The following is a 25974-nucleotide window of genomic DNA, read 5'->3' as shown; positions in this document are numbered from 1 at the left end:
TCAGGAACCACAAGAGGGAGGCCATCATGTCCACAAAACCAGTCCTAATCGCAGGCGGCGGCATTGGCGGCCTGTCTCTGGCGCTGACTTTGCACCAGATCGGCGTGCCCTGCACCGTGTTCGAAAGCGTCGCCACCCTTAAACCCCTCGGAGTTGGCATCAACTTGCAACCAAACGCTGTGCGTGAACTCTTCGATCTTGGGATCGAACGCGCCCAGATGGATCGTGTCGGCGTCCCGGCGCGCGAATGGGCGCTTGTTGGTCTCAATGGCAACGACATCCATTCAGAACCCCGTGGCGAAATGGCCGGATATAACTGGCCACAATACGCCGTGCACCGTGGCAAGTTTCACATGCTGCTCTATCAAACCCTGCTCGACCGGGCCGGGCCTTCCACCGTCCAACTCGGCGCGCGCGTCACGGGTTACGAGAACACGCCCGATGGTGTCATCGCTCAGATCACCAATGCAGATGGAACAATCAGCACCCAATCCGGCGCGCTTCTCATTGGGGCTGACGGAATCCACTCAGCTGTTCGCGCACAAATGCACCCCGACCAACCCCCCATTCACTGGGGTGGAGTGCTCATGTGGCGCGGTACCACCCGAATGAAACCGCTCAGAACCGGGTCAACTTTCCTCGGCCTTGGCACCTCCAAGAACCGCATGGTGATTTACCCAATCTCCCACCCAGATCCCGACACTGGCGAATGCGACGTTAACTGGATCGCCGAAATCACTGTCTCACCCGAAGAAGATTGGCAAAAAAGCGGCTGGTTCCGCCAAACCACCCCATCGGCATTTGTGCACCATTTCCGCGATTTCACCTATGACTGGCTAGATGCGCCCGCGATGATCTCAGCCGCCGATATCGCCTTTGAGAACCCGATGATCGACCGCGACCCGATCCCCACCTGGCAGGACGGCGCGGTTGCGCTCATGGGGGATGCCGCCCACGCCATGTACCCGACCGGCTCAAATGGCGCGAGCCAAGCCATCATCGACGCGCGCACGCTTGCCGCCGCTATGCTCGACCACGGCGTTACCCAAAGCGCCCTTACAGCCTATAACAAAAAACTCTGCGCGCCGGTCTCTGACCTCATATTGCGCAACCGTGGCGCTGGCCCGTTTGGCCTGCTCTCCATGGTCGAAACACGCTGCGGCGGGCATTTCGATGATATCGACGACGTGATCCCGCCAGACGAACGCGCTGCCTTTATGGCCGGGTACAAGGCGGCCGCCGGGTTTGACATTGAAACCTTGAACGCCGCCCCGCCCTTGATCAAACCCAGTGCAATAATCGGGGCCTAGGCAGGCACCATCAATTCGCGCCAGCGGTGACACGCCACCTCGTGGCCGGCCGCATCCGCGTGCTCCAGCACCGGTTCCTCACTCTTGCAACGGTCCACCGCATAGGGGCACCGCGTGTGGAACTTACAGCCCGATGGCTGGTTGGTCGGAGAAGGTATCTCCCCCTCCAGCTTTTGCGCCGTACCCCGGTCATCCGGATCCAAAGACGGGATCGCTGAAAACAGCGCTTTGGTGTAGGGGTGCTTTGCGCCTTCAAACAGCGTCCGTGTCGGCGCGGTCTCGACCAACCGCCCCAAATACATCACCGCCACATGGTCACAGGTATGTGCCACCACCGACAGGTCATGACTGATGAACATAAACGTCAGCCCCAGATCACGCTGCAACTCTTTCAACAGGTTAAGAACATCCGCCTGTATAGACACATCCAGCGCCGCAACACTCTCATCCGCCACAACAAACTTGGGATCACTCACCAATGCCCGCGCAATTGAAATTCGCTGGCGTTGGCCACCGGAAAACGCGTGCGGAAAGCGGCGCAAATGTTCCAGATTCAAACGGCACTTGGCCGCAATCTCGCGCACACGTTCATCCGTTTCGGCGCGCGAACTTGTCAAACCCATCACTTCCAGCGGCTCGGCAATAATGTCACGCACTGTCATCCGTGGGCTCAACGCCGCATAGGGATCCTGAAAAATCAGCTGCGCCCTCTTGCGATAATCCTTCAACTCTGGCCCGGCAATCTCCGCCAGATCATAGCTGACCTCACCATCCTCGTATCGCGCATGACCACCCGTGATCGGCACCGCCTTGAGAAAGGCCCGCCCCAAAGTGGTCTTGCCCGACCCGGATTCCCCCACCAAACCAAAGAACGATCCCTTTTCGATCTCAACAGTGACATTATCCACCGCCTTCAGAATCTGTTTGTTAAACAAACCCTTACCAATCTGGAACCCAACCGAAAGCCCCTCAGCGCGGATCAAAACGTCGTTGCTCATGCGCTCTCTCCTTTGGGGTATATGTGACACGCGGCCGAATGGCTCTCGTCAAGCTGATATGCCTGCGGCAAGGTCGTCTTGCACGCATCTCCGACAATCTTGGAGCACCGTGTGTGAAACACGCACCCCGATGGCCGCTCCAGTGGTGATGGAATATCGCCGGGCACAGGTGTCAGTGGCGAATCCAGATCGTCCAGCTTGGGCAACGCAGACAACAACCCTTGCGTATAGGGGTGCGCCGGGGTGCGGATTACTTCGCGCACCGGGCCTTCTTCGATCAGCTCGCCCAGATACATGACCGAAACCTTGTCCGCGGTCTGGGCCACTACCCCAAGGTCATGGGTGATGAAAATGATGCCCATGTGGAATTCGTTCACAAGGTCTTTCATTAGGTCGATCACCTGCGCCTGAATGGTCACATCCAGCGCCGTAGTCGGCTCATCCGCGATCAACAGCTTGGGCTTGGTGCTCAGCGCCATGGCAATCATCGCCCTTTGACGCATCCCACCAGACAGCTCAAACGCATACTGATCAAACCGCTTGTGCGCGTCCGAAATGCCCACACGGTCCAACATCTCAACCGAGATTTCTTTGGCCTTCGCCTTGGACATATTGCCGTGCAATTGCAGCTGTTCGACCATCTGCTTCCCAATGGTAATGGCAGGCGCGAAACTCGCCATTGGCTCTTGGAAAATCATCGAGATCGCCCCGCCACGCACCACTTGCATTTCAGAGGGTTTGGTCAATGACAAAACATCCACCTCGCCCGCCTCTGTGTGCAGGGTGATCTTGCTTTCCGGCGTGTAAACGGCATTGCGTGCATTAAGATGCATCAGCGCCTTGGCCGTCACAGACTTGCCCGACCCGGACTCGCCCACCAGCCCCATCACCTCGCCCTTTTTCAGCGAAAAGCTCACATTGTTAACCGCCGTGATCAAACCTTCGTCGGTCTTGAATTTCAGCGTCAGGTTTTTGACGTCAATCAGGCTGCTCATTTATGAGACTCCGAATAGGGGTCAGCCGCATCCCGCAGGCCATCGCCCACGAACACAAACGCCATCACCAGCACGATGAAAAAGACCACCGGAATGAAATACCACTGATAGTTCAGCATCACATCGGCACTCGTTGCCTTTTGCAACATCACACCCAGTGAACTCACTGGATCCTTGAGGCCCAGTCCGATAAAGGACAGCGCTGTCTCACTCAGCACCATGTACGGGAACGAAATCACCAGATCGACAATGATATAGCTGGTGAAACTCGGCAAAAGGTGCCGCCGGATCGTGTGTCCGGGCGACGCCCCGCACAACTGCGCGGCCAGCACGTATTCCTGATTGCGTTCCGTCAGCAAATGCGTGCGCACCCGCCGTGCCAACGTCGGCCAGCCGATCAGCCCAAGGATCATGGATATGTAGAAAAATCTTGCCTCGGCAGACAGTTCAGGCGGCATAAAGGCTGCAATCGCCATAAAGAGCGGGATCGCAGGCACTGTTCGAACCGCGTCCGTGACCATCTGGATCACACTGTCAATCCAACCACCGTAATAGCCGGCCACCCCTCCGATGATCAGCGCCAGCACAAAGGCAATAAACACCCCGATCGAGCCGACCTGCAAACTGGTCCAGACAGCGTGCAACGTTCGGCTGAAGATGTCCTGCCCATCCTCATCCGTGCCGAACAGGTGGATCTTGCCACCCTCGACTCCAAACAGATGCACAGTGCCGGGGACAAACCCAAACAACTCGTATTTGTCACCTTTGACGAACCACTGCACATACAGGCGCTTGTCTTCGTTGACCTTTGTCACCCAACGGAAATTGGTCGCCAGCGACCGCTCACGCTCAACTGCGTGGATAAAGGGACGCATCGAACAACCGTTGGTGTCGCAGAACTGCGGGATCTGCGGCGCGCCATTGGTATAGTCCTTGTCCCGCCCCGCAATCGTTGGATCATAAGGTGACAGGAACGGCGCAAAGATGCCGGACACGACCAGCACAATCAGAACCACGGCGGCGATCATCGCCGTGCGTTGTTTCTTGAACCGCGCCCAGATCAGCTGACGCTGTGAGGCGGTGAAATAGGCTTCTTTTGCCTTTTGGTCCTCTGTCGAGATCGGACCATTGGTTTGGGCTTCGCTCGTCATGGGTTACCTCAAAATGCTCTTGCGCACGCGCGGATCCAGCACCGCCAACAACACGTCTGTGAAAAAGTTCAACGTCACGATCGACGCGGTCAACAAAAAGATGATGGCTCCCGCCAACTGCTGATCGTTTGAGCGGGCCAGCGCTTCGATCAACAACGCCCCCGCATCCGTCATCACAAGAATCAACGCGACAATCGGCAACTCGTTGAAAATTCGGTTCAAATCGAACCCCAAAGAGTTCACAATTGGCCCCAGCGCATGGCGCGCGGGATAGTTCCAAAGCAGCTTGCGCCCTGAAACGCCCCGTGCGGATGCTGCCGTCACGTACAGTTTTCCAATCTCATCCGACATCAGCGCACGTACGGTCTGCAACGCAAACGCCGTAGCCGACCAACCCAGAATGAAAATCGGCAACCACGCATGTTTCATCAAATCAACAAGCTTTGCCCAGCTCCAATCCGCATCGCGGTATTCCTTGGAAAACAGCCCCGTTAACGTTTCTCCGAACCACACCGTCGAAATCAGCATGATCAACAGCGCCAACAAAAAGTTGGGCATCGCCAGACCAAAATAGCTGATAAACTTCAGCGTGTTGTTCAGGGTCGCATTGTTCGATGCTGCGGCGATGATGCCCACCGGAACCGCAATCGCATAGGCCAGAACCAATGCGGACAAACAGATCCCCAGCGACAACCAGAATTTCTGACCCAACAAATCCGCGATATTCACGCGCAAGATACAGCTATCCCCAAACTCGCCCTGGAACGCATTGGTAATCCAAACCGTCCAACGGGTGAAAAACGGCTTATCCAACCCCAACCGAGCCCGCTCGGCCTCGATATCCGCGACAGAAATTCCAGATCCTTGGGTGTTCTTGAACGCAAGGTAGCGCTCAGCGCAATCCCCCGGAACAAGCTCCATCAGCGAGAAAACGACCAGCGACACAATAATCAGCGTCGCCAATGCCATCACCGCTCGCGTCAATATGAAACGCACGAAACTCAGCATGTTTATGATCTATCCTTGCTCTTTGCACCGGGCCCCCGAGGCCGCCCCAAATGGTGCAAATTTTGGCTTTGTATCGCGGGCAGAAAACCGCCCGCGACAATGTTTAAAACCGCGAACTTACTCGCTCAACCACCACTGGGTCGCACGGTAAGGATATGTCCGATAGTACTCGTACGAATGGGTCTGCATTTCGGTAAAGTTATGCAGATTGTTGTGGTGGATCATCGGTGCGGGTGCATTCACAGTCCCGATAAACAGCATGTTCTCGGTCATGTTTTTCACCATGCGCTCGGTCAATGCAGCGAACTCGTCGCTGGCCTGATCTGCTGATTGCAGCGCGTTGATATCCTCCATCAGAGCTTTGACATAGGCAGGTGGTTCAACACCAGCGGACCCGCCGGATTCAACCCATTCCGCCCAAAGCATACCTGTACGGTTGCCAAAGTAGTTCTCGAACGGTGGCACCCACAGCTCGTTGTTGCCCAGAACGATGGCCAACGGCTGGCCTTTGCGCCACATGGACACGTCCAGCTTGTTGGATGATTGCGCCGAACGATACTCGTCCGGTGTCACTTCCTTCACAACAGAATCGACGCCAACTTCACGCCAGTACTGCGCGACAAGCTCAACTGTCTGACCCGCAATACCTTGGGTCGAGAAGTTCAGGTTCAACACCAGCGGATCGCCATTTGGCAATTCGCGGATACCGTCGCCATTTGTGTCGGCCATGCCAATTTCGTCCAGACGGGCATTTGCACCAGCCGGATCATATTCGGTCATGTAGGTCTGCCAGTCGCCGTTCACGCCACCGGGCTTGGGCGAGAAACCGATATATTGCTGCGGTGTGCCCTGACCAAAGAAACCAACTTCGTTTAGCTCGTCGCGGTTTATCGCAATCGACATCGCTTCACGGAACTTGACGTCACCAAAAACCTTGCGCTTTTCGGAATCTTCGTGGGTCACATTAAACCCAAATGCACCCATAGTGATCTCAGGCTTGAGGTGCACTTCGTAGCCACCCTTCTCCTGATTTTCCAACAGGATAGGTGCAGACGCCAGTTGCAGAGATTGTGACTTATAGTCAACTTCGCCATTCACGATTTTGAGGATGCGGACCTCATTGTCGTTGATATAAACTTCGTCCTGCTTGCTGATATAAGGCAGCTGCTGGCCGGTCACATCCACTTGGTGGAAATAGGGGTTTGCCACCAGCTGACGACCTTCGGTGGTGTCACCAACATAGATGTGGCTTTCCAGCGTCGGGTGGGTCGCTTTAGGCAGACCGCCTGCCACGTCGGGGCGCGACAGCATCGGTGTGGGTGTGTCCGTCCAATCCGAGTTGCCATAGTAGGCTTTGATCGCGTCATAGCCGTTTTCGAAACCCATGGACTGGGCATAGCTATCTGCGTCTGCATTGATACCCGGGTGGAATTGACCCAGGAAATGCTTGGGCTGGAAGCCTTGCGCATAGTGCGTGGCAAAGTGTGCCAACAGACCCGGCTTAGGGGCAGGCAGATTGAAGATGACAGTCACATCATCAGGTGTTTCCAACGTCATACGCTCGCCAGCAACGGTCACATAATCTTTGGGGCTTTCAAAGATGTTCGTGTCCATCATCAGGTCGTTGTACCAGAAAGCAACATCCGCGCTGGTAAATGGCGCACCGTCTGACCACTTGTGGCCTTTACGCAGTGTAAATGTCAGTTGGGTAAAGTCGTCGTTCCACGCCCACGATTTTGCAACGTTTGGAACGATTGTCTGAAGATCGTCCGAATACCGCACGAGGTTCACGTGACGCACAGACAGGAAATCTGATGTGCCCGCTTCGGTGGCGTTGGACAACACGTCCAGCGTGCCGCCATAGGTGCCCACGCTTTCGTATGGCACGACAACCAACGGTTCTGCCGGGATGCGATCTGCCAGCGCTGGCAATGCAGGGTTACCCACAATTTCACCATTCAGCGCTTCGGCGTCTGGGTTACCTGAGAATTCCATTTTACAGCCAGCGGCCGCTTCGAACTCACCCAGCTCGTATTGCTGAGGGAACGCGCCACCGGTGACACCTTGCATATCGGCAACGGAAATCGACGGGCAGTTTGCCCATGCGACTGCCGGCAAAAGCGCGATGGCCGCGCCGGAAAGTAGATAACGTTTCATAAGACCTCCAGTTGGTTCTTAGACATGGCAGTTGGATCCGCCCTTTTAAAAATTGTTCGGCACCTCACTAGGCACCTATAATATGCGCGAACACTCGCGCTTGAACACGGAACGGCGCGCTTCACCTGACCTGCGGATCCGGTGATTTTTTTAGCTGCCGATTGTAACCGTGATGTAAAACTTAAGTGGGCTTTTGTGCGTTTATCAGGGGTTTTTTCTGTAGTTCGTGAAATTCCCTTGCGGTTCACCCGCTTAAACACCGTGCAACCACTCTGTGTTTTCCATCTCCCTATATTGTTTTGCTACAGAAAAACCGGAAACTCCCAGTTGTTCAAGCGTTTTGTGGCTTACTGTGGATATTTGTGTCTACTTTCTGGAAAATTGGGCATTTAGATTCAAATGACCTCGAAAGCGCCCAGAACTCGCACCAAACCGCCGGGCTTCTCTCCAGTTGATCCACAGAATCAGAGACATGAGCCAAAGTTACCGAAACGGTTTCTCTATCAAACACACCTACGGAACATGCGATGCATTTTCGCGTCCGGAGATCGCCACGCCCCTAAAGGCGCAATTTTCCCACATTCACACACGTTGGCACAGTTTAGGCGCCACCTAACCAAACCAAGCGCAAACCCGCGCACGACAAATTAATCCCAGGATGCAACAAATGTCTCACCGACACGATACCGACGCAATACCGACGCCGGGTTTTTGATCCCCACAGCCACTAACATTTGCCACTACGTCCCGTTGGCCGCGACACATGCACAAGAAATATTGCTCGACCAAGGTGTCAAAACTGCTTTTTTCACGCCCTCTCATGGACATTGAATTAGCCCCCCGCATAGACTGCAACCAAGACGTGGCAGGAGATGCAGATGGCGGAACAAACTGAAACCCACGCGACGCACCGCGAGGTTGAACTGCTGGAGACCCTGCGTACACAAGGGGGCTCTGCTCGCACAGCGAAGCTGGCTCAAACTCTTGGAGTCAGTGAGGAAACTGTGCGTCGCACGGTAAAGGCGCTTGCGAAGTCCGGATTAGTGGAACGCGTACATGGCGGCGTTTACCTCTCGAACTCAGAAGCGCTTAGCCCTGTTGGAATGCGCCTTGGTACACGCACGCAAGAGAAACTCGCAATCGCTCGAGAGGTTGCCAAGCTCATCCCCGGCGGATCATCCGTTTTCCTCGATGTCGGGTCGACAACCGCCTTCGTCGCCGAGGCGCTCACCAACCACAAAGACCTCACCGTCATCACCAACGGCCTCCACGCCGCCCACGCCCTCTCCGGCCAAAACGGCAACCGCGTCTTCCTTGCGGGTGGTGAAGTTACAGCTGTCGAAGGGGGTACATTCGGTCAGGACGCAATCTCATTTGTTGAACGATTCAGCATAGATACCGCAGTCTTTTCGATTGACGGTGTCGATCCAACTTCGGGCTTTTTGCTCGCGGCACCTGCCGAAGCGGATCTCGCCCGAACCGTCGCGGCACGCGCCCAGCGAACCATAGTCGCCTGCGACACAGCAAAGTTCGGTAAGCGCGCACCCATCGTCGCGTTTCCTCCCAATTCAGTTGATATCGTAGTGACCGACCAAGACGTCAAATCAGCATTCCGAAAGCGTTTAGAGACTTGGGAAATAGAAACAATCGTGGCTTGAGTCCGGCTAATCTGGCTTATGCCGCAGCTCGCGAATGGGGCCTTTATTTGTAATCTGATCCATTGCCAGAGTTTGGTCCATGTGTGCCATACGATGGCGCAACATTGCACGTGTCAAGCGCAGGACTTCCCCGGCGTAATCAGCGTCTTCCGCAACGTTCTCGAACTCACCTCGTGACTCATGGTCAAATAAGATCGTCGGAAGATCGCAACCAAATTCCACCAATGAATAACGCCCATCACGAAGTATGCTCAGGCAGGATTCCGTTGCCCCAAAACCCAAAGCGTTGTGCCACGGCGAAGGTGTTTCAACGTCATAAAAATCATACTCAGAAAACGTATACTTTCTCCAGATTTCGGGGGTTTCCCCCTCCAGTAAAGGCGACAATGAACTGCCATCAACTGAATTGGGCACCTCTTGACCGACCCACTCCAGTACCGTTGGAACCAAATCAATCGACTCGGTTGGAGCATCAACAAGCGCCCCTGCGCGATGCTCCAACCCAGGAACCCTTACAATTAAAGGAATATGATACGCCTTGTCAAAAACCGACTGCTTGCCCCAAGCAAAGTGATCACCCAGCATCTCACCATGATCGGACGTTACTATCACCAGTGTCGTCTCATACTGGCCGCTGGACTTTAGGTATTTGATTACTCTCCCGATGTGATGATCCACCTCTGTCAATAAACCCAAATATACCGCACGTGCCTCTTGGGTCGATTTATGGTTCACCTCATAACCCGGAAACCCCAGATTGGGCTTGCTGGGTAAGTCCTTTTTCTGCGCTGGCCCCATAAATGGATGTAGCGCTGCCGCCTCTTCCGCCGAACCCACCCGAGTTGGCAATGGTAGAGTGTCAGGGTCATACATTCGATTGTATGGCTCTGGCGCGATTGGGGGCCAGTGCGGTCGGATATATGTCAGATGGGCAAACCAGCTTTCAGTCTCATATCCCGGCATCGTCTCCAAGAACCGATCCGTCAGGAATGCGGTATCGCTGTCCTCGGCCCGAAAAAACGCCGGGTCGCACAGCCTTCCGGGACCGCCATCCTCGCTAACCGGTTTGTAAATACTTTCGTACCCGTCGAACTGGTATCCTTTTCTTACCAAGTGACCGCGCCAAGGATGTGACATCTCCATGCGCATCTCGACCATTTCATGGAAGCCAGCCATTGGCATTTCGTAGGATTGAACCGCCGGGTCTTTTGGGTGATGAATGCGCGGATCGCCAGATGTATCCGTGTAGCCAAACAGCATGGGAAGGTAGCCGGCCTTACGCATTTCTGTGGCAATATTAGGCGTATCATGCCGCATAGGCGTTCCATTGCGAACAGAACGGTGGTTCATCGAATACTGCCCGGTCAACAAAGACGTCCTTGCGGGGCCGCAGGGGGCAGTAACCGTGTAGTGGTTTTGGAATGCCACAGCATCGCGCATTAGTGCCCGCATGTTGGGCAGGTCGACGTGCCCCTCCAGCGCCCCTTTCAGGCAATCAGCACGCATTTGGTCCAGTGTGATGAATAGGACATTCTTCTGATTGTTCATGCGTCGATTCCCCTGTTCCCTGCGGCAAGTTTTAGAAAAGGCCGAATGGCCGGTCTAGTCGAAATCCGGTGCCACTGTTGCGTGTAATTGACCGAAACTCGGACCAAATCCAACAATTTTGTGTGTTTTTGTGGGTAAAATTAGCCGCATACTTCCCCCAAACACCCCAAAACCCACGTTTTACGACATTTATTCGCTCAAATTGAGAATCTCCTATTGCGCCTGCCACAATGCGTTGCTGTTATGCGGACAAGTTTTTTCGAAGACACCAGCGATGCCACGACAATAGACCAAGGAGAATGCCTATGAGCGAAGTTCTGAGTTTCGATACGCTTAAAGAACAAGTTGCCGACGGCACAATCGATACTGTTCTCGTTTGCTTGGTCGACATGCAAGGGCGGCTTATGGGAAAGCGTTTCCATGCTGGCCATTTCGTAAACGGCGCCTACGAGGAAACCCATTGTTGCAACTATCTACTTGCCACCGATCTCGAAATGGGCACGCCGGATGGTTATGCCTCGACCAGCTGGGAGGGAGGTTACGGCGATTATGTCATGAAGCCAGACCTGTCAACGCTGCGGCCACTACCTTGGCTTGAAGGTACAGCAATGGTGCTGTGCGACGTGCTGGACCACCATTCCCATGCCGAAGTGCCTCATTCGCCCCGTGCCATATTAAAGAAGCAAGTTCAGCGCCTTAAGGACATGGGCTATGACGCCATGATGGCGACAGAGCTGGAATTCTTTCTGTTCGAGAAAAGCTTTGATGAAATCCGCAAAGATCAGTGGCGGGATCTGGAGCCGATTTCAGGATACAACGAAGACTACCACATTTTGCAGACTACCAAGGAGGAGCACGTGATGCGCCCCTTGCGCAATCACCTCTGGAACGCCGGACTGCCGGTTGAGAACTCTAAGGGAGAGGCCGAAGCCGGTCAGGAAGAGCTCAACATCAAATATGCTCCTGCAATGGACACCGCCGAGTTCCATACAATCGCCAAACACGCGACCAAGGAAATTGCATGGCAGCAGGGTCATGCCGTGACGTTCCTGCCCAAATGGCACCATGAAAAAGTTGGAAGTTCAAGCCATGTGCATCAATCGCTTTGGCAGGATGGAAAACCAGTCTTCTTCGACGAAAATGACCCGCTGACCATGTCGCCGCTGATGAAATCTTATATGGCAGGACTGTTGAAATACGCGCCTGATTACACCTATTTTATGGCACCTTACATCAACAGCTATAAACGTTTCATGAAAGGCACCTTTGCGCCCACACGTATCATCTGGTCAGTAGACAACCGCACAGCAGGGTATCGCCTGTGCGGCAACGGGTCCAAAGCCGTGCGTGTTGAATGCCGCATTCCCGGCAGTGATATGAACCCCTATCTGGCCATGGCTGCTATGTTGGCTGCTGGGATCGCGGGTATTGAAGAAGGTTTGGAGTTGCAAGCTCCCGCAACAGGCGATGTCTACCAGGGCGACTCCGGAATGATCCCAAATCGACTTGCTGACGCGCGTCATACCTTGCATGGATCTGCTATGTTGCGAGCCGCCATGGGCGATGATGTGGTCGATCACTATGTACGCGCAGCAGAAGTTGAGATTGAAGAATTCGAACGTGTTGTAACGGATTGGGAAGTAGCACGCGGTTTTGAACGGGCTTGAAGCCTAAACCTAAGCACCCGTTGATCCTGCGGGATTTGGGTATTTTTTGAACATTGAAAATCATAAGGGCATGCCCCTTTGGCTTGGTCGATTCGGAGTGGAAAAGATGGGACGAAAACTGACATGTGTATCACCGATTGACGGATCGGTTTTTGCTGAACGGGACACACAGGACAAGGACACCACATTGGTCAGAATTGCCGCCATGCGCGCGGCACAAAAGGCATGGGCCGACCGTCCTCTGCAAGAGCGTGTAGATCTTGTCATGGCGGGGGTCGCTGTGGTCGGTGCTATGAATGACCAAATCGTGCCAGAACTTGCCCAAATGATGGGCCGCCCCGTGCGCTATGGTGGTGAATTTGGCGGGTTCGAGGAACGCGCAGGGCATATGGCGCACATTGCACAAAACTCGCTTGCGGACATCCAAGTTGGTGAAGATGAAAAATTTAGACGCTATATCAAACGCGTACCGCATGGTGTTGTCTTTGTAGTGGCGCCTTGGAACTACCCCTACATGACCGCGATCAACACAGTTGCCCCAGCGTTGATCGCAGGAAACGCCGTTATGTTGAAACATGCAACACAGACCTTGCTGGTTGGCGAACGCATGACAGCTGCATTTCACAGCGCTGGAGTACCAGAGGAGGTGTTCCAAAACGCCTTTCTGGATCACGGCACAACAAGTGCGTTAATTTCCGAAAACGCGTTTGATTTCATCAATTTCACGGGCTCGGTCGGAGGCGGCGCTACCATGGAGCGTGCAGCGGCAGGCACATTTACCGGCGTGAGCACAGAGCTTGGCGGCAAGGATCCCGGATATGTCATGGAAGACGCCGATCTGGAAGCTGCCGTAGATACTCTCATTGATGGCGCCATGTTTAATTCCGGCCAGTGTTGCTGCGGAATTGAGCGTATTTACGTTCACGAGAGTCTGTACGACCAATTTGTCGCGAAAGCAGTTGAGATCGTGAAAGGTTACAAGTTGGGCAATCCACTTGACCCCGAAACCACCCTCGGCCCAATGGCCAATGTGCGCTTTGCTCAAGAAGTTCGCGCCCAAATCAGCGAAGCGGTTGAAGTCGGGGCAGTAGCCCATATCGAAGCATTTGCCAAAGACGACGGGGGCGCATACCTCACACCGCAGATTTTGACAAATGTCACACATGAAATGCGCGTGATGCGGGACGAGAGTTTTGGCCCCGTTGTCGGCATCATGAAAGTGTCTAGCGATGCAGAGGCCATTGCACTGATGAATGACAGCGAATTTGGTCTCACGGCAAGTCTATGGACCGCAGACATTGATCGCGCAGCCGCTGTAGGTGACCAGATCGAAACAGGCACCGTGTTCATGAACCGGGCGGATTATCTTGATCCCGGCCTCTGCTGGACCGGCTGTAAAAACACCGGTCGAGGTGGCGGGCTTTCTGTCATCGGCTATCACAACCTCACACGTCCCAAATCCTACCATCTCAAGAAGGTCACCAACTGATGTCACTTGTCGGAAACTGGTCTTATCCCACAACAATCAAATTCGGCGCAGGTCGAATTTCTGAATTGCCCGACGCTTGCGCGAACGCGGGTATCAAGCGCCCACTCTTGGTGACAGATCGCGGCCTTGCCGAACTGCCTGTCACTCAATCCACACTGAATGTTCTGGACGCCGCCGGACTGGGCCGCGCGCTTTTTTCTGAAGTTGACCCAAACCCCAACGAAGTGAATTTGGCCGCTGGTGTGGCCGCCTACAATGCAGGTGGTCATGATGGTGTGATTGCGTTCGGCGGCGGATCCGGTCTCGACTTGGGTAAGATGGTCGCGTTTATGGCCGGTCAAACTCGGGCCGTCTGGGATTTCGAGGATATTGGCGATTGGTGGACTCGTGCGGATGCAGATGCCATCGCGCCGATCATCGCCGTGCCAACAACAGCTGGGACGGGCTCTGAGGTGGGGCGCGCGAGTGTCATCACGAACTCGCAAACCCATGTTAAGAAGATCATCTTTCACCCCAAGGTGCTGCCAACCGTCGTGATTTGCGACCCTGAGCTGACTGTTGGTATGCCCAAGTTCATCACTTCCGGCACCGGGCTTGACGCCTTTGCGCATTGCGTTGAGGCCTATTCCAGCCCGCATTATCACCCAATGTCACAGGGTATCGCGCTCGAAGGGATGCGTTTGGTCAAGGATTACCTGCCCCGCGCCTATGCCGATGGCACCGACATTGAGGCACGCGCCCAGATGATGAGCGCAGCGGCCATGGGTGCCACCGCCTTTCAAAAAGGGCTTGGCGCGATCCACGCGATGAGCCACCCAGTTGGCGCGATGTTTAACACGCATCACGGCACAACAAACGCGGTGTGCATGCCTTCAGTGCTTGAATTCAATGCGTCTGAAATTGCGGATCGCTTTGGGCCGGTCGCGGCCTATTTGGGAATAGATGGTGGTTTTGACGGTTTCCGCGCCTTTGTGGATGACCTCAACGACAGCCTTGGCATTCCCAAACGACTTTCTGATCTAGGCGTGACCGCTGATGCCATTCCCGAACTGGTCGAAGGCGCGATAATTGACCCGTCCTGTGGTGGAAACCCAATCGAATTGACCCGCGAAAACCTCACGGGCCTTTTTAAAGCATGCATCTAAAACAACTGGCCGCTGTATCTCAGCCGGGGTCGGCGGCCAGTACCAAATCAAAGTCGACACGCAAATATGCGCCGTCCACTTTACCCGAAAGAGCAAACCCGTCTGGAAAGCTTCCGGCAGGTTGGCGCGTGTATGTCATCACCAAATCATCACGCACGCCGAAAACGGTGTCTTGGTCCAGATATGGGTCGTCATCGGGGAATACCTCGGTCACCAGATTTCGAAATCCTGGCGCAGAGACAATGTAGTGCAGATGCGAGGGGCGCCACGGGTGTCGCCCGGCAGCCCTAAGAATATCGCCCACAGGGCCATCATCTGGCACCGTGTATTCCACTGGCCTGACTGTAGTAAACGCGTAGCGTCCGTTTTCGTCTGCGGTCATTAACCCGTGGAACGAGTGTATGTCCTGATCAGGGTCCTGACTGGAATACATGCCGTTTGGCGCGGTTTGCCAAATGTCGATTTGCGCGCCGGGTATCGGGTTTCCTTCCAGATCCCTGACTGTGCCTTCTACAAGTAAAACATCACCGCCAAAGTCCCGTTTCATGTCACCGCCCACATCTAACGGGGGCGGATTGGACACATGGAACGGCCCAAGCACGGACGAGCTTGTGGCTTCAGGCACCGAGTGCAGCATATCAACCAGCGATGACATCCCCATGACATCAGACAGCAGAACAAACTCCTGCCGCTCGTCAGTGGTGATGTTTCCGGCCCGCGTCAGGAAATCAATGCCCACGCGCCATTCGTCATGCGTCAGGTTCACTTCTCTAGCAAAGTCATGCATGTGACGTGCTAATGCGCTCAGCACTTCCTTGACACGCGGGTCGGTGTCTTCCCCAAAATAAGCCGCGAACACATCGGTGATGTTATCTTTTGTGACTGTGCGCATCTGCGCCTCCTAGTTCAGAATTGCCAAGCTGAGCGCCGGATAGCGGATCAGCAGGATCAAGACGATCAGCATCACACCTGCAAAGGGCAACGCGCCCAGAAACACATCCTTGAGCGAGATGCGCGGATCATTCAGGGTGGCCTTGATCACAAAACAGCTGATACCAAGCGGCGGTGTCAGCAAACCGATTTCAGCCCCGACCACCGTAATGATGCCAAACCACACAAGGCTTAGCCCCATAGGCTCGACTAGTGGCAGGAACAAAGGCACAACGATCAGAATTATCGAAGCCGTGTCCAAAAGAGTGCCAAGGAAAAGCATTAACAGCACGTATAAGAACATGACTGTAAAGAAGCTCGCATTGCTGCCTGCCAGTAAATCCCCCAGTTCATTGGGCAGACCGGCCAAGCCGAGCATCCTGCTATAGATCGACGCCGCCGTAATCAGGAAAAGGATGGACGCGGTGATGTGTCCGGTCTCCAGCAACGCCTCCCAAAATCCCTTCAGAGTCATTCGCCGCCGTATCAATGCGATCAACAGCGCGACGAGCGAACCAGTTGCCCCGGCCTCAACCGGCGTTAGCCAGCCCGTATATATGCCGCCAAGCACAACGAGTATCAGGCTGACGGTGGGAAGTGTTTTGGACGCGATTTCACCCCATGGCATCAACTCGTAGTCTTCGGCTGGGCGCCCACCAACAAAGTTGGGAAAGAACCGCCCCATGAACCAAATCGCGCCAATATACGCCCCAGCCAGCATCAAACCCGGCACGACCCCAGCAAGGAACATTTCGCCCACCGATTGCTCGGCTACAAAGCTGTAAATGATCAACATCGCCGATGGCGGAATGATCATGCCCAATACGGATGAGCCTGCGACGACACCCACGGCAAAACGCGGATTATAGTCATAGCGCAGCATTTGCGGCACTGAAACTTTTGAAAAGACCGATGCGGACGCGATGGACGATCCGGTAACAGCAGCAAAAACAGCGTTCGCCCCAACCGTCGCCATACCGATACCACCTTTAACTCGACGGAATCCGGTACTCATAACGTCATAGACGTCACTGCCAAGGCCAGCCTTGGACACAACTAATCCCATGAAAGTAAATAATGGGACAGTCGCAAACGTGTATTCCATGACGCTGTCGCCAACTGCGATTTTCAGCAGGTTCATAGACAAGTCGAAATTGTCGCGCATCATCCAGATGGTGACAAAAGACACCACACCCAGCGCGATCGGAATGTACACCCCGAGATAAATCAGAATGACTATGGCACCGACCGAAATCATGCCAAGTTCGATAGGACTCATGTTTCGTCCTCATGTTCAGGAACGCGTATCAGTTCAGGTTTCTCTGCGGGGGCAAGCACTTTGAGTGCGAAAATGATCGTGCACAAGAGGGCGCTCAGAAAGATGGTCAGTTTGATTGGCCACCAAGGGGCTGTGAATACGCCTGGCACGCCAAAGTAATCTTTGGTTTCGAGCATATCGACAAACTCCGGCCAGATCGTAACTGCAATTAGTGCCATGAATACGGCTGACACGGTGTCGATCACATGGCGCAATCCAGCTGCAAAGCGCGGGTATTTACCGCCGATAACGACCAGAAACCCATCCGAACGCGTTAGCCGGTTGACCCGGACAACATCGGGCAATTGCAGAAAGACGATTAGTACCATCGAGAACTGCACAACCTCGACCGCACCAAGAAAAGGTGAATTGAACACCCCTCGGGCGACGACATCAAAGTTTACGATGGCCACCAATCCAAGCACAACGAGAGTGCCAACGGCATTCGCGCCGATGGCAATCCCGTTGCCGGTTTTGGAAAGGCCTGAAAGCAGTTTTTTCATGTCTCAAGAGTCCTGTCTTCGGGCCTTAACTGTGTTCTTATGATCCGGAACCAGCGGTCCAGTCGCGCGGCCCGCTAAAGCCAGCGGCGTTCAACTTGCCAAGGTAGCTTTCCAGCATTTCCGTGCCAGGCTCACCCTTGCCATTCAATGTGTCCGCCCATTCCGCAGCGATGTTGGGCATTGCTTCTGCCCAGGCTTGACGATCTGCCGCACTAGCCTCTGTGATTGTGCCGCCTGCTGCAGTGTACGCGTCACGGCTTGCTGCGGCGCGATCCATTGCAATGCCCGCGACATGGTCTCGATACAGAACTGCGACCTCAAGCAGAACATTCTGCACCTCTTCGGGAAGGCCCTCCCAATAGTCTTTGTTCACGGTGATGGTTTTAGAATTCACCGCACCAAGGTCGACCTTGAGCATATGAGGGGCAACTTCTGCGATCTTGAATGTCTTAGCTGCTTCTGGCCACAGCATGGCTTTATCAACCAGCCCAGTATCCAACATATTATAGAAATCCGTCAAACCGCCACGGACACCCGCAGCACCATTGATACCTTCCAGGTACCGCAAGTTCATACCCGCACCAGCAACCTTGCTACCTTCGATGTCACTGATTGTCGTGATCGGGTCCTTGGAAAACACCTGATAGGTGTCCAGCACAACACCCGTCGCAAGGTAGACTTGATTTTGCGCGGCAAACTCGTTTTGCATTGTGGGATATTCTTTAGCGATCTCGTCTACCGCCTTAGCGACTGCGCGTGCATCCGCCGCTACAAAAGGTGTCACGGCCGAAATTGCTTGGCTGGGCAGTTTCGAACTGTGGAAAATAGTTGTCACGATTCCGATGTCACCAAGACCCAGCTTGACGCCTTCTAGTACGCCCTTGGGCTTAACGATGGATCCACCATAGCTTTCTTGCCAGTCCATTTCGTAATTTCCGGATTCCGCTAAACGCTTGTCAACTTCCGGAATAAAGAAGTTCGTGAACTCTTTCACCCACAGCGCTCGGGCCGGGTATCCGTCGATCACAACCGCTTTTATTTTTTCTGCGGCAAAACCAGGTGCAGCAGCCAGCCCCACCATTAGCGCGCCTAGCGCCAGTCCCTTTGAAAATGCAGCCATCGTTTCCTCCCTTGATGGATTGCGTGGATGTGACGGGCCTAAAGCGGCCTCCAATGCACCTCCACATGAGTGCCCGCAGCCTTGAACAGCTTTGATAAAGGGCAATATTTTTCGGTCTCTTCGGCGACCCGATCTAGCGCCGCTTGATCGGCGGAACCGCCGGCAAGAACGGTCAATTTGACGGACGTGAACGGCACTTCGATTTCTTGCTCGAGCGTCACACCCCGACGGTCGAATTCGCAGGAAGCATCAATCTTAAGATTGCCAATATCGACACCAATCGCGCTAGCACATTTGTGGCCAATCACATTGGTGCATCCGATCAATGCGGCCAACGCTGTATCAGTTGGTGTCGGGCCCGCATTGGTTCCGCCCCTTGCGGTCGGTTCATCTATTGCAAAACTCAGATCGCGCACCTTAATGTCGGCACGCGAATGCGACACACATTCAGCCTGCGCCTTAAGGGTCACGGAGGTTTTCATTCGTATTGCCATAACACCCTCACTCGAACCAACACGCTTTTTCGAAAGGAAAGCGCGGTAATTTCTGAAACAGAGCGCTTTCGTCGGCATAGCCCAAGTTACACAAAAAATTGGACTTCAGCGTTGTTCCCTCAAAAAACTCCTCGTCGACGATTTCATTGGAAAAGCCACTCATCGCACCGACATCCAAACCCAGCGCGCGCGCCGCGATCATGAAATATGCACCTTGCAATGTACCATTGCGAAAGGCCGTGGACTCGGAATGTGCCAGTTTTCCTTCGAAGTGTGGGCGACGATCTTCATGTGGGAACAGGAACGGAAGATCTCGCCAAAACTCCAGATCATGGGCAATAATCGCCGTGACCGGTGCTGCCATCATCTTGTCAATATTCTTTTCCTTTAAAGACTTGGCCAGCCTTTGCTTCCCTTCCGCTGACGTTACAAAGATAAACCTCGCCGGACATGTATTCATACTTGTCGGGCCTGCTGCAGTCATTTCATACAGCCGATGTAAAAGCTCATCTGAAACCGGTTTGTCCTGCCAAGCATAGTGAGAGCGCGCATCAGTTAGAATGATGTCGACGGACACTTGATCCAATGTTGTTCGCTGCTGACGCAGATCTCGCACGGCCTTCTGCGCTTCGGCGCGCGCTCGCTCCAGAGTCTCCCCGGTCAATGCCGCCATACTTTTTCCCTCTGAGCCAAACGGCCTTTAAAACTACTCTTTTCATGATCCGCGAGCGACTCCGCGATGCGGAGTTAGAAGGCCAACTGCGGAATCACCGTCCGCCTTCCAGACACGCCTCTCTTGTTATCGACATTTTGACGATGATATTTTATCTTGTCAAATAAAATCGATTTTTTATTATAGAACGTGAAAATGGAGATATCTCATGGTTGCATGGAACGAGTACAAGGATATGGCGCGCGGGCGCGGCGCGCTCGCATTGGAATTATATGTTGTTGAATCTACTCCAGCAGGAGCTCCCGAAGACGTAAAAGCCAACTTGCCAAGCCATCTGGATTATCAGCGGCAACTGGAGGAGAAGGGAACGCTTGTCCTTGCTGGCCCCTTGTCAGACCCGACAGGCGAAACCATGGTTGGCGCAGGGTTGATCTTGTATCGAGCGGATTCAATGAAAGCGGCTAAAGAGCTAGCTGAAAATGACCCAATGCATGCATCAGGTGCCCGAGGTTTCACATTAAGGAAGTGGCTGGTCAACGAAGGGAACCTGACGATTAATGTCGGCCTGTCGACTGGCGCGGCAAAGCTAAAATAAGTTGAGTGACGTATGTCTAACCCAAACGCTCTTGGCGATCTTCTGTCTACATTGCTGGATCGACACCCTTTTCAAAAAAACAATGGAAAAGGGGGATCCGTGAATGAACTATGTATGCAATTGCTGGCTGAAAAATCAGAAGCCTCGGGCCAACATCTTGCGACATCGATACTCAATAGATTGAGGGATCAATCGCAAGAAAACCGAGCTGAATTCTTCGCATTTTTGAACACTCAATTGGACATAGACGCTGCCTTGGTCGCCAAGCTGGCAAGGCAATACGAGAAATTTCCCACCCTTGAAAACTTTAGCGCTTTGTCCCGGGCATCCGAACCACAAAGACAAGAATTGTTTCGGCGCCTCAATCAGGCACCCGGTGCAACGGCTGAGCTGGTTCAGTTAAGATCCACCTTGCTCAGCGAAATCAAAGAAGAACCTGATTTGGGCCGCACCGATCATGATCTGGTGCATTTGCTTCGCAGTTGGTTTAACCGCGGTTTTCTCGTTCTGCGGCAGATCACTTGGGACACGCCAGCTTCGATATTGGAGCGCATCATTGCGTATGAAGCCGTCCATGAGATCACAAACTGGGAAGACCTGCGACGAAGACTGCACCCACCTGACAGAAGATGTTATGCTTTCTTTCACCCTTCAATGCCCGACGACCCGCTCATCTTTGTTGAAGTTGCCTTGACGAAGGGCATACCAAACTCGATCCAGGGAGTTCTGAGCGAAAACCGTGCAGGAATCGATGCCGGTGCAGCAAATACAGCGGTTTTCTATTCGATCTCAAATTGCCAGTCTGGATTGGCTGGCATTTCGTTCGGAAACTCTCTCATCAAGCAGGTCGTTCGTGACCTGTCGCGAGACATGCCAAATCTGAAAAAGTTTGTGACACTCTCACCCATTCCGGGTCTGACACGCTGGCTAGAATCTGAGGGTCGAACAGCTATTTTGCCCGAACCGCAAACCTTGCGCCAATATGCAGCACACTATTTGCTCGATGCAAAAAAACCTGATGGAAAACCGATCGACCCAGTGGCGCGATTTCATTTGGCTAACGGCGCATTAATTCACCAAGTTCATTCCCTAGCAGATCTTTCGGAAAAGGGATTGCTTCAATCTGGTGGAGCGATGGTGAACTATTTGTATGACGTATCGAAACTTACAAGTAACGTCGAAGCGTTCGACCAAAAAAACGAAGTCGCAGCGGCGGCGGCGGTCAAGACACTCGCTAGGTACGCGTCAAAATCATCACTTGCCTGATCCGTTGTGGCCGAGCTGGTAGTCTTGCCACAAATCTTCAATCATGTCCCAATTGCCGTCCGCTCTAGCCGCACGCGCGTCATCATCAGCTGGCCCAGCATAAGCTTCAATTGCAGTTTTATAGCTTTCACGCGCGCGACAGTCCGCCAACCAGCGCGAAATATCTGGCACTTCCGCCCACAAGCTCGAAAGGCCTAAACGGTCCAGTCGATCCACATAAGCAATCAGCGCGATATCGGCCAAACCAAACGTTTCGCCCTGCATCCATTGGCCCGCCGACAAAGCGTGTCTCATTTGCTGAAACAGCGAGGTGAGCACAAAAAAAGCAATGGTCACATGAGAAGACGCTGTCCCATTGTCGATAATGTCGCGCCGTTTCAGCGCATTTGCAGGGCTGGCCATACGCTCGATACTTGCCGAAATCTGTTCAGCTGTCTTTTTCTGCAATATCTGCTGTCGTTTGGATGTCGCAAAGGTCAACGTATTGATCGCGGCATGAATATCGATGCAATCGGACAGGTACATTCTCGTGATAGCCCGGCTGGCAGGGTCTTTTGGCATCAACGCTCCGGATCCTTCGATATCCGACAAGTACTCCAATATGACACTGGATTCAGCCACACGGACATCGCCATTCACCACCGTCGGAACGACACCCTTGTGGTTTAACTTCAGATACCAGACTTCATTTTGTTCGCCCGCTCCCAAGTCCAGAATAGTTCCATCCCAAGGAAGATTTAGTTCCGCAAGCCCCACTCGAACCTTGGCCGAACAAACACTCGTCTTACCATGATAAAGCTTCAGCATTTCTGATTTCCCCCTTGCTCAATCAATGAGCTCTGCAAGAAATGCGCCGGTGCTGCTGTAGTGATCCATCAAAAGCTTTGACGCAAGATCAACGTCCTTGCTGACCGCCGCGTCGAGAATAGCTAGGTGCTCTCCCTCCACATTCCTACTGGAATATGTCTTCGATCTAACAGCCAAAAACCGATACCGCACGTTCAAGTCATACAGCTGCCCACAAAAACGCATGAGAACCGGCGACTCACATGCAGATAGCAATGCCATGTGAAAACTCTTGTGCCTGTCTTCAAAAAGTTCCGCGTCTGCCCGATCTGTTCGGCTTAAATAGTGATGCACCAAAACAAGGTTCTCTTCCCAATCGCGCCCACCTTTTTCAACACTTTGGCGCAGCGCGATATCTTCCAAAGTACAGCGCAAGTTCAATATTTCCTGAAACTGGTGACGACTGGTGTCAGCCACTCTGAAACCTCGCTGATCAATGCGTTCCACGAGTTGATCAGACGTCAGCAAACTTAGAGCTTCTCGAATAGGGGATGCGCCTGCACCATAGTTTTCTTTTAAAGTCTCAACTTTCAGTCGCTCTCCGGGGGCAAGCCGCCCGGTTATGATCTCGTTTCGGAGCGTCAGGTACGTTCTTTGAGTTGACGATTGGTTGGTTTGGTTTTGAAAGCCTGCTGTGTTCATGCGCGTTAGATAAACAAAAATACTTCGCTTAATCAAATTATATCGATATTTCTAAAGAATTTTTATGGCGCGGGCACTCAGCTTTCACGTTGGAAGGCAATCTCGACATCGCGCCTTCAAGTTGGCTTCAGGCAAGATGAGAAACTAAATGGCTAATTTTGAACTATTTTCTCGAGCTCAAACAGGCATTTGTATCCCGAGCGCAACTCAATCAAGCAAAATGCACTAGGTCGGTCAGGTACACGTAAAATCAAGATATTGTCAGATTTCCAAAAATATCGTTTTTTGTTGTGAAATGTCCAAATATAATATAAATTCCGCAATCAACATGACACTTAGACATTCAGGGGTATCCACATGCGCGAGACATACTTTGAAGACGGAAAGTGGTGGGTTAGCCCGTATAATTTCCACCAGGATGTACGAAGGGACCTGCTTCTTCCGCCCAAGGTGCAAATTCACGATGCGACTTTGCGCGACGGTGAACAGACACCGGGCGTTGTATTCTCCATTGATGACAAACTGCGCATCGCCACAAAAATGGACGAAATTGGCGTGGAACGTATCGAGGCTGGAATGCCCGCTGTATCACCGCAGGATGCCGAAGCCATTCGCGAAATCTCCAAACTTGGGCTGAAATCCAAGATTTTCACATTTGCCCGCGCAATGAAGCAAGACATTGATATGGCTTTGGAATGTGGTGCTGACGGTGTCGTTATTGAGGTTCCCATTGGATACCCAAAGCTTGTCACCCAGTTCGGCTGGACTTGGGAAGACGTCTTCAAGAAGAGCCGGGACGTGATCAATTACGCGCGCGAACAGGGGCTGTACGCCGTATTCTTCCCCTATGACACAACACGCGCTCGGCCCGATGATCTTGAAAACCTGTGCAAGGGCATCATGAACGAGTCGCCGCCCGACTCGATCGGCATCGTTGACACGATGGGGTGCGCGACACCAGAGGCGGTGAAATACATGGTGGGATGGGTCAAGGGGATGACTGGCCTGCCGATCGAGATACACACCCATAACGACTTTGGAATGGGTGTTGCCACCGAGCTCGCAGCGGTCGCGGCAGGCGCCGAAGTCGTGCACAGCTGCGCCAATGGGCTCGGCGAACGCACAGGTAATGCCGCGCTAGAAGAGCTTATGTTGGGCCTGCACCTATTGTACGGTTACGACACGCAATATCAAATGGACAAGCTTCCAGAACTGGGGGCGCTCATCTCCGAAATTTCCAACATTCCGATTGCACGCAACAAGCCGGTGCTTGGCCACGGCAACTTTATTCGAGAGTCCGGCATTGGCATTCAATACGTCATGCACGACCCGCTGGTCATGTTTGGAACCCACCCCTCGCTTACGGGGCGGGCCGGAGAAGTGGTGCTAGGGAAGAAGAGTGGTAAGGCGTCGATAGTCTACAAAATGCAGGAACTGGGACTAGGCGAACTCGATGACGCGCAGGCGGTCGAGCTTCTGACACGCGTCAAACAGAAGGGGATCGAGAAGCGGGACTTTCTGAGTGACGAAGAATTTGTGTCGCTTTTAAATGAAGTGCGCGCAGTCGCTTAAGAAAAAACGATTGACGCAAGAGTGGACGCCGGCGAGAAGTTTCTCGCCGGCGTTGTTACTTTAAAAGCGGAACGTATACCCGACAAAAGGCCCAACCTGATCCACGTCATAAGCGAAAAGCCCGTCGGAACGTACGTTCGAATAGTCGATGCTATAGTACCTCACGCCCAACTTCAGTGATCCGCCGTTGTCGTAACCATAATCGAAGCCAAGCGTCGTGCTAAACTGCAAGTCGCTGCCATTAACGCCAAAGCCGCCGGCATCTGCCAGAACCGCACCGGTCCACCGGTCATTGATCTGCCATGTATACCGCGCACCGATTACTGGCTCCCACCAAGTTTCAGTCCCACCAAAGGACATACCCGGCCCTGGGCCATTCAAATCAAGCTGTTGCTTGAGGCTGTTGTATCGTGCGCCTGCATGGATATCGAAAGAATAAGGCCGATCGCCTGCTCCGTTTGAGCCCGCAACGCGATAAGCGCCCATAAACGCGAGCCAGTATTGCTCAACATCCACTTGGGCGCTACCACCACCGCCGCCAACAAAATCTTGCCCAAGAGACAAGTAGTTGGCGTCAAATATAAGGCCGAAATCCCCCTTCCAGCTCTCGGATCGTATCGACGCCGCAAAGTCCAACAGTTCCAGCGCGTCACGCAGGCTAAGGTCAATCGACCCCGATGAACCGGCAACAGTAGACGTGCCCGTCGTCGACACCGGCAGGAAAATATATCCCGTCAGGTCAGTGCTCCATTCTTGCGAAAAGGACAACACAGCCGGGTCAGCTGCCGCAGGTGACACAAATGCCGTCGCAACAGCCGCGACAGCCATCATTTTGCTTAGCATTCCCTCAGGTGTACTATTTTCTTGTTCACTCATGGCTCAGCCACCC

General features: G+C 53.5%; 23 protein-coding genes. 8 read left to right on the top strand and 15 right to left on the bottom strand.

The window, feature by feature from the left end; genetic code table 11:
* The first annotated feature begins 26 nt into the window (after window positions 1-26).
* Entirely contained in the window at window positions 27-1310 is a 1284-nt protein-coding gene (locus CLV88_RS19105; RefSeq protein WP_106610008.1) for a flavin-dependent oxidoreductase, read from the top strand.
* Here CLV88_RS19105 and CLV88_RS19100 read toward each other — a convergent pair.
* From CLV88_RS19100 to CLV88_RS19080, 5 genes are all read right to left on the bottom strand, one after another.
* Window positions 1307-2308, bottom strand: coding sequence for an ABC transporter ATP-binding protein (locus CLV88_RS19100; RefSeq protein ID WP_106610007.1), 1002 nt, complete (start codon window positions 2306-2308; stop codon window positions 1307-1309). The genes CLV88_RS19105 and CLV88_RS19100 overlap by 4 nt on opposite strands.
* Window positions 2305-3303: an ABC transporter ATP-binding protein gene (locus CLV88_RS19095; protein ID WP_207797107.1), complete on the bottom strand. Its 999-nt coding sequence runs from the start codon at window positions 3301-3303 to the stop codon at window positions 2305-2307. Before CLV88_RS19095 ends, CLV88_RS19100 begins: the two co-directional genes overlap by 4 nt.
* Complete coding sequence (locus CLV88_RS19090) at window positions 3300-4454, bottom strand: ABC transporter permease (RefSeq protein WP_106610006.1); 1155 nt, start codon at window positions 4452-4454, stop codon at window positions 3300-3302. The genes CLV88_RS19095 and CLV88_RS19090 overlap by 4 nt, the downstream gene beginning before the upstream one ends.
* A gap of 3 nt (window positions 4455-4457) precedes the next feature.
* On the bottom strand, window positions 4458-5462 hold the full coding sequence (locus CLV88_RS19085) for an ABC transporter permease (RefSeq protein ID WP_106610005.1): 1005 nt from the start codon (window positions 5460-5462) through the stop codon (window positions 4458-4460).
* A gap of 117 nt (window positions 5463-5579) precedes the next feature.
* On the bottom strand, window positions 5580-7619 hold the full coding sequence (locus CLV88_RS19080; protein WP_106610004.1) for an ABC transporter substrate-binding protein: 2040 nt from the start codon (window positions 7617-7619) through the stop codon (window positions 5580-5582).
* Window positions 7620-8497: 878 nt separating this feature from the next.
* Here CLV88_RS19080 and CLV88_RS19075 point away from each other — a divergent pair.
* Window positions 8498-9277 (top strand): DeoR/GlpR family DNA-binding transcription regulator, encoded by a 780-nt coding sequence (locus CLV88_RS19075; protein WP_106610003.1) that lies wholly within the window; start codon window positions 8498-8500, stop codon window positions 9275-9277.
* 6 nt (window positions 9278-9283) lie between these two features.
* Here the strand turns inward: CLV88_RS19075 and CLV88_RS19070 are convergent, their stop codons facing one another.
* Complete coding sequence (locus CLV88_RS19070; RefSeq protein ID WP_106610002.1) at window positions 9284-10825, bottom strand: sulfatase-like hydrolase/transferase; 1542 nt, start codon at window positions 10823-10825, stop codon at window positions 9284-9286.
* Window positions 10826-11130: 305 nt separating this feature from the next.
* On the opposite strand from CLV88_RS19070, the gene CLV88_RS19065 reads away from it, so the two are divergent.
* From CLV88_RS19065 to CLV88_RS19055, 3 genes are all read left to right on the top strand, one after another.
* Complete coding sequence (locus CLV88_RS19065) at window positions 11131-12492, top strand: glutamine synthetase family protein (RefSeq protein ID WP_106610001.1); 1362 nt, start codon at window positions 11131-11133, stop codon at window positions 12490-12492.
* A gap of 106 nt (window positions 12493-12598) precedes the next feature.
* A complete protein-coding gene (locus CLV88_RS19060) occupies window positions 12599-13981 on the top strand; it encodes an aldehyde dehydrogenase family protein (protein ID WP_106610043.1) in 1383 nt (460 codons plus the stop codon).
* Window positions 13981-15126, top strand: a complete 1146-nt coding sequence (locus CLV88_RS19055; protein WP_106610000.1) for an iron-containing alcohol dehydrogenase — start codon at window positions 13981-13983, stop codon at window positions 15124-15126. Before CLV88_RS19060 ends, CLV88_RS19055 begins: the two co-directional genes overlap by 1 nt.
* 19 nt (window positions 15127-15145) lie before the next feature.
* On the opposite strand, the gene CLV88_RS19050 is transcribed toward CLV88_RS19055, so the two are convergent.
* The 6 genes from CLV88_RS19050 to CLV88_RS19025 are packed head-to-tail and all read right to left on the bottom strand — an operon-like array spanning window position 15146 to window position 20164.
* Window positions 15146-16018: a dioxygenase family protein gene (locus tag CLV88_RS19050; protein ID WP_106609999.1), complete on the bottom strand. Its 873-nt coding sequence runs from the start codon at window positions 16016-16018 to the stop codon at window positions 15146-15148.
* A gap of 9 nt (window positions 16019-16027) precedes the next feature.
* Window positions 16028-17335 (bottom strand): TRAP transporter large permease, encoded by a 1308-nt coding sequence (locus CLV88_RS19045; protein WP_106609998.1) that lies wholly within the window; start codon window positions 17333-17335, stop codon window positions 16028-16030.
* Window positions 17332-17877 (bottom strand): TRAP transporter small permease subunit, encoded by a 546-nt coding sequence (locus CLV88_RS19040; protein ID WP_106609997.1) that lies wholly within the window; start codon window positions 17875-17877, stop codon window positions 17332-17334. The genes CLV88_RS19045 and CLV88_RS19040 overlap by 4 nt, the downstream gene beginning before the upstream one ends.
* Before the next feature lie 37 nt (window positions 17878-17914).
* Window positions 17915-18997: a C4-dicarboxylate TRAP transporter substrate-binding protein gene (locus tag CLV88_RS19035; RefSeq protein WP_106609996.1), complete on the bottom strand. Its 1083-nt coding sequence runs from the start codon at window positions 18995-18997 to the stop codon at window positions 17915-17917.
* Between the two features lie 38 nt (window positions 18998-19035).
* Window positions 19036-19479: an OsmC family protein gene (locus CLV88_RS19030; protein ID WP_243403734.1), complete on the bottom strand. Its 444-nt coding sequence runs from the start codon at window positions 19477-19479 to the stop codon at window positions 19036-19038.
* A 19-nt stretch (window positions 19480-19498) separates the two neighbouring features.
* Window positions 19499-20164: a malonic semialdehyde reductase gene (locus CLV88_RS19025; RefSeq protein ID WP_106609994.1), complete on the bottom strand. Its 666-nt coding sequence runs from the start codon at window positions 20162-20164 to the stop codon at window positions 19499-19501.
* 208 nt (window positions 20165-20372) lie between these two features.
* Between CLV88_RS19025 and CLV88_RS19020 the strand changes: the two genes are divergently transcribed.
* The gene (locus tag CLV88_RS19020; RefSeq protein ID WP_106609993.1) at window positions 20373-20759 is read left to right on the top strand and encodes a YciI family protein; all 387 of its coding nucleotides are present in this window, start codon (window positions 20373-20375) and stop codon (window positions 20757-20759) included.
* Window positions 20760-20771: 12 nt separating this feature from the next.
* The gene (locus CLV88_RS19015; protein WP_106609992.1) at window positions 20772-22025 is read left to right on the top strand and encodes a malonyl-CoA decarboxylase; all 1254 of its coding nucleotides are present in this window, start codon (window positions 20772-20774) and stop codon (window positions 22023-22025) included.
* On the opposite strand, the gene CLV88_RS19010 is transcribed toward CLV88_RS19015, so the two are convergent.
* Together CLV88_RS19010 and CLV88_RS19005 are read right to left on the bottom strand one after the other, a co-directional pair.
* Complete coding sequence (locus CLV88_RS19010; RefSeq protein ID WP_106609991.1) at window positions 22014-22832, bottom strand: glutathione S-transferase family protein; 819 nt, start codon at window positions 22830-22832, stop codon at window positions 22014-22016. The genes CLV88_RS19015 and CLV88_RS19010 overlap by 12 nt on opposite strands.
* A gap of 18 nt (window positions 22833-22850) precedes the next feature.
* On the bottom strand, window positions 22851-23513 hold the full coding sequence (locus CLV88_RS19005; RefSeq protein ID WP_106609990.1) for a GntR family transcriptional regulator: 663 nt from the start codon (window positions 23511-23513) through the stop codon (window positions 22851-22853).
* A 357-nt stretch (window positions 23514-23870) separates the two neighbouring features.
* Between CLV88_RS19005 and CLV88_RS19000 the strand changes: the two genes are divergently transcribed.
* Entirely contained in the window at window positions 23871-25085 is a 1215-nt protein-coding gene (locus CLV88_RS19000) for a LeuA family protein (RefSeq protein ID WP_106609989.1), read from the top strand.
* Between the two features lie 60 nt (window positions 25086-25145).
* Here CLV88_RS19000 and CLV88_RS18995 read toward each other — a convergent pair whose 3' ends face one another.
* Complete coding sequence (locus tag CLV88_RS18995) at window positions 25146-25961, bottom strand: hypothetical protein (protein ID WP_133170011.1); 816 nt, start codon at window positions 25959-25961, stop codon at window positions 25146-25148.
* Between the last annotated feature and the right edge of the window lie 13 nt (window positions 25962-25974).

The organism is Shimia abyssi (assembly GCF_003014475.1).
Taxonomy (GTDB): domain Bacteria; phylum Pseudomonadota; class Alphaproteobacteria; order Rhodobacterales; family Rhodobacteraceae; genus Shimia; species Shimia abyssi.
The sequence above is the reverse complement of the archived record's forward strand: the minus strand, read 5'-3'. Positions and strand labels throughout refer to the sequence as shown.

What these genes read in the sequence shown, in the direction of transcription:
- CLV88_RS19105 (WP_106610008.1), top strand. Translation starts at nt 27, where the DNA reads ATGTCCACAAAACCAGTCCTAATCGCAGGCGGCGGCATTGGCGGCCTG.
- CLV88_RS19100 (WP_106610007.1), bottom strand. Translation starts at nt 2,308, where the DNA reads ATGAGCAACGACGTTTTGATCCGCGCTGAGGGGCTTTCGGTTGGGTTC.
- CLV88_RS19095 (WP_207797107.1), bottom strand. Translation starts at nt 3,303, where the DNA reads ATGAGCAGCCTGATTGACGTCAAAAACCTGACGCTGAAATTCAAGACC.
- CLV88_RS19090 (WP_106610006.1), bottom strand. Translation starts at nt 4,454, where the DNA reads ATGACGAGCGAAGCCCAAACCAATGGTCCGATCTCGACAGAGGACCAA.
- CLV88_RS19085 (WP_106610005.1), bottom strand. Translation starts at nt 5,462, where the DNA reads ATGCTGAGTTTCGTGCGTTTCATATTGACGCGAGCGGTGATGGCATTG.
- CLV88_RS19080 (WP_106610004.1), bottom strand. Translation starts at nt 7,619, where the DNA reads ATGAAACGTTATCTACTTTCCGGCGCGGCCATCGCGCTTTTGCCGGCA.
- CLV88_RS19075 (WP_106610003.1), top strand. Translation starts at nt 8,498, where the DNA reads ATGGCGGAACAAACTGAAACCCACGCGACGCACCGCGAGGTTGAACTG.
- CLV88_RS19070 (WP_106610002.1), bottom strand. Translation starts at nt 10,825, where the DNA reads ATGAACAATCAGAAGAATGTCCTATTCATCACACTGGACCAAATGCGT.
- CLV88_RS19065 (WP_106610001.1), top strand. Translation starts at nt 11,131, where the DNA reads ATGAGCGAAGTTCTGAGTTTCGATACGCTTAAAGAACAAGTTGCCGAC.
- CLV88_RS19060 (WP_106610043.1), top strand. Translation starts at nt 12,599, where the DNA reads ATGGGACGAAAACTGACATGTGTATCACCGATTGACGGATCGGTTTTT.
- CLV88_RS19055 (WP_106610000.1), top strand. Translation starts at nt 13,981, where the DNA reads ATGTCACTTGTCGGAAACTGGTCTTATCCCACAACAATCAAATTCGGC.
- CLV88_RS19050 (WP_106609999.1), bottom strand. Translation starts at nt 16,018, where the DNA reads ATGCGCACAGTCACAAAAGATAACATCACCGATGTGTTCGCGGCTTAT.
- CLV88_RS19045 (WP_106609998.1), bottom strand. Translation starts at nt 17,335, where the DNA reads ATGAGTCCTATCGAACTTGGCATGATTTCGGTCGGTGCCATAGTCATT.
- CLV88_RS19040 (WP_106609997.1), bottom strand. Translation starts at nt 17,877, where the DNA reads ATGAAAAAACTGCTTTCAGGCCTTTCCAAAACCGGCAACGGGATTGCC.
- CLV88_RS19035 (WP_106609996.1), bottom strand. Translation starts at nt 18,997, where the DNA reads ATGGCTGCATTTTCAAAGGGACTGGCGCTAGGCGCGCTAATGGTGGGG.
- CLV88_RS19030 (WP_243403734.1), bottom strand. Translation starts at nt 19,479, where the DNA reads ATGAAAACCTCCGTGACCCTTAAGGCGCAGGCTGAATGTGTGTCGCAT.
- CLV88_RS19025 (WP_106609994.1), bottom strand. Translation starts at nt 20,164, where the DNA reads ATGGCGGCATTGACCGGGGAGACTCTGGAGCGAGCGCGCGCCGAAGCG.
- CLV88_RS19020 (WP_106609993.1), top strand. Translation starts at nt 20,373, where the DNA reads ATGGTTGCATGGAACGAGTACAAGGATATGGCGCGCGGGCGCGGCGCG.
- CLV88_RS19015 (WP_106609992.1), top strand. Translation starts at nt 20,772, where the DNA reads ATGTCTAACCCAAACGCTCTTGGCGATCTTCTGTCTACATTGCTGGAT.
- CLV88_RS19010 (WP_106609991.1), bottom strand. Translation starts at nt 22,832, where the DNA reads ATGCTGAAGCTTTATCATGGTAAGACGAGTGTTTGTTCGGCCAAGGTT.
- CLV88_RS19005 (WP_106609990.1), bottom strand. Translation starts at nt 23,513, where the DNA reads ATGAACACAGCAGGCTTTCAAAACCAAACCAACCAATCGTCAACTCAA.
- CLV88_RS19000 (WP_106609989.1), top strand. Translation starts at nt 23,871, where the DNA reads ATGCGCGAGACATACTTTGAAGACGGAAAGTGGTGGGTTAGCCCGTAT.
- CLV88_RS18995 (WP_133170011.1), bottom strand. Translation starts at nt 25,961, where the DNA reads ATGAGTGAACAAGAAAATAGTACACCTGAGGGAATGCTAAGCAAAATG.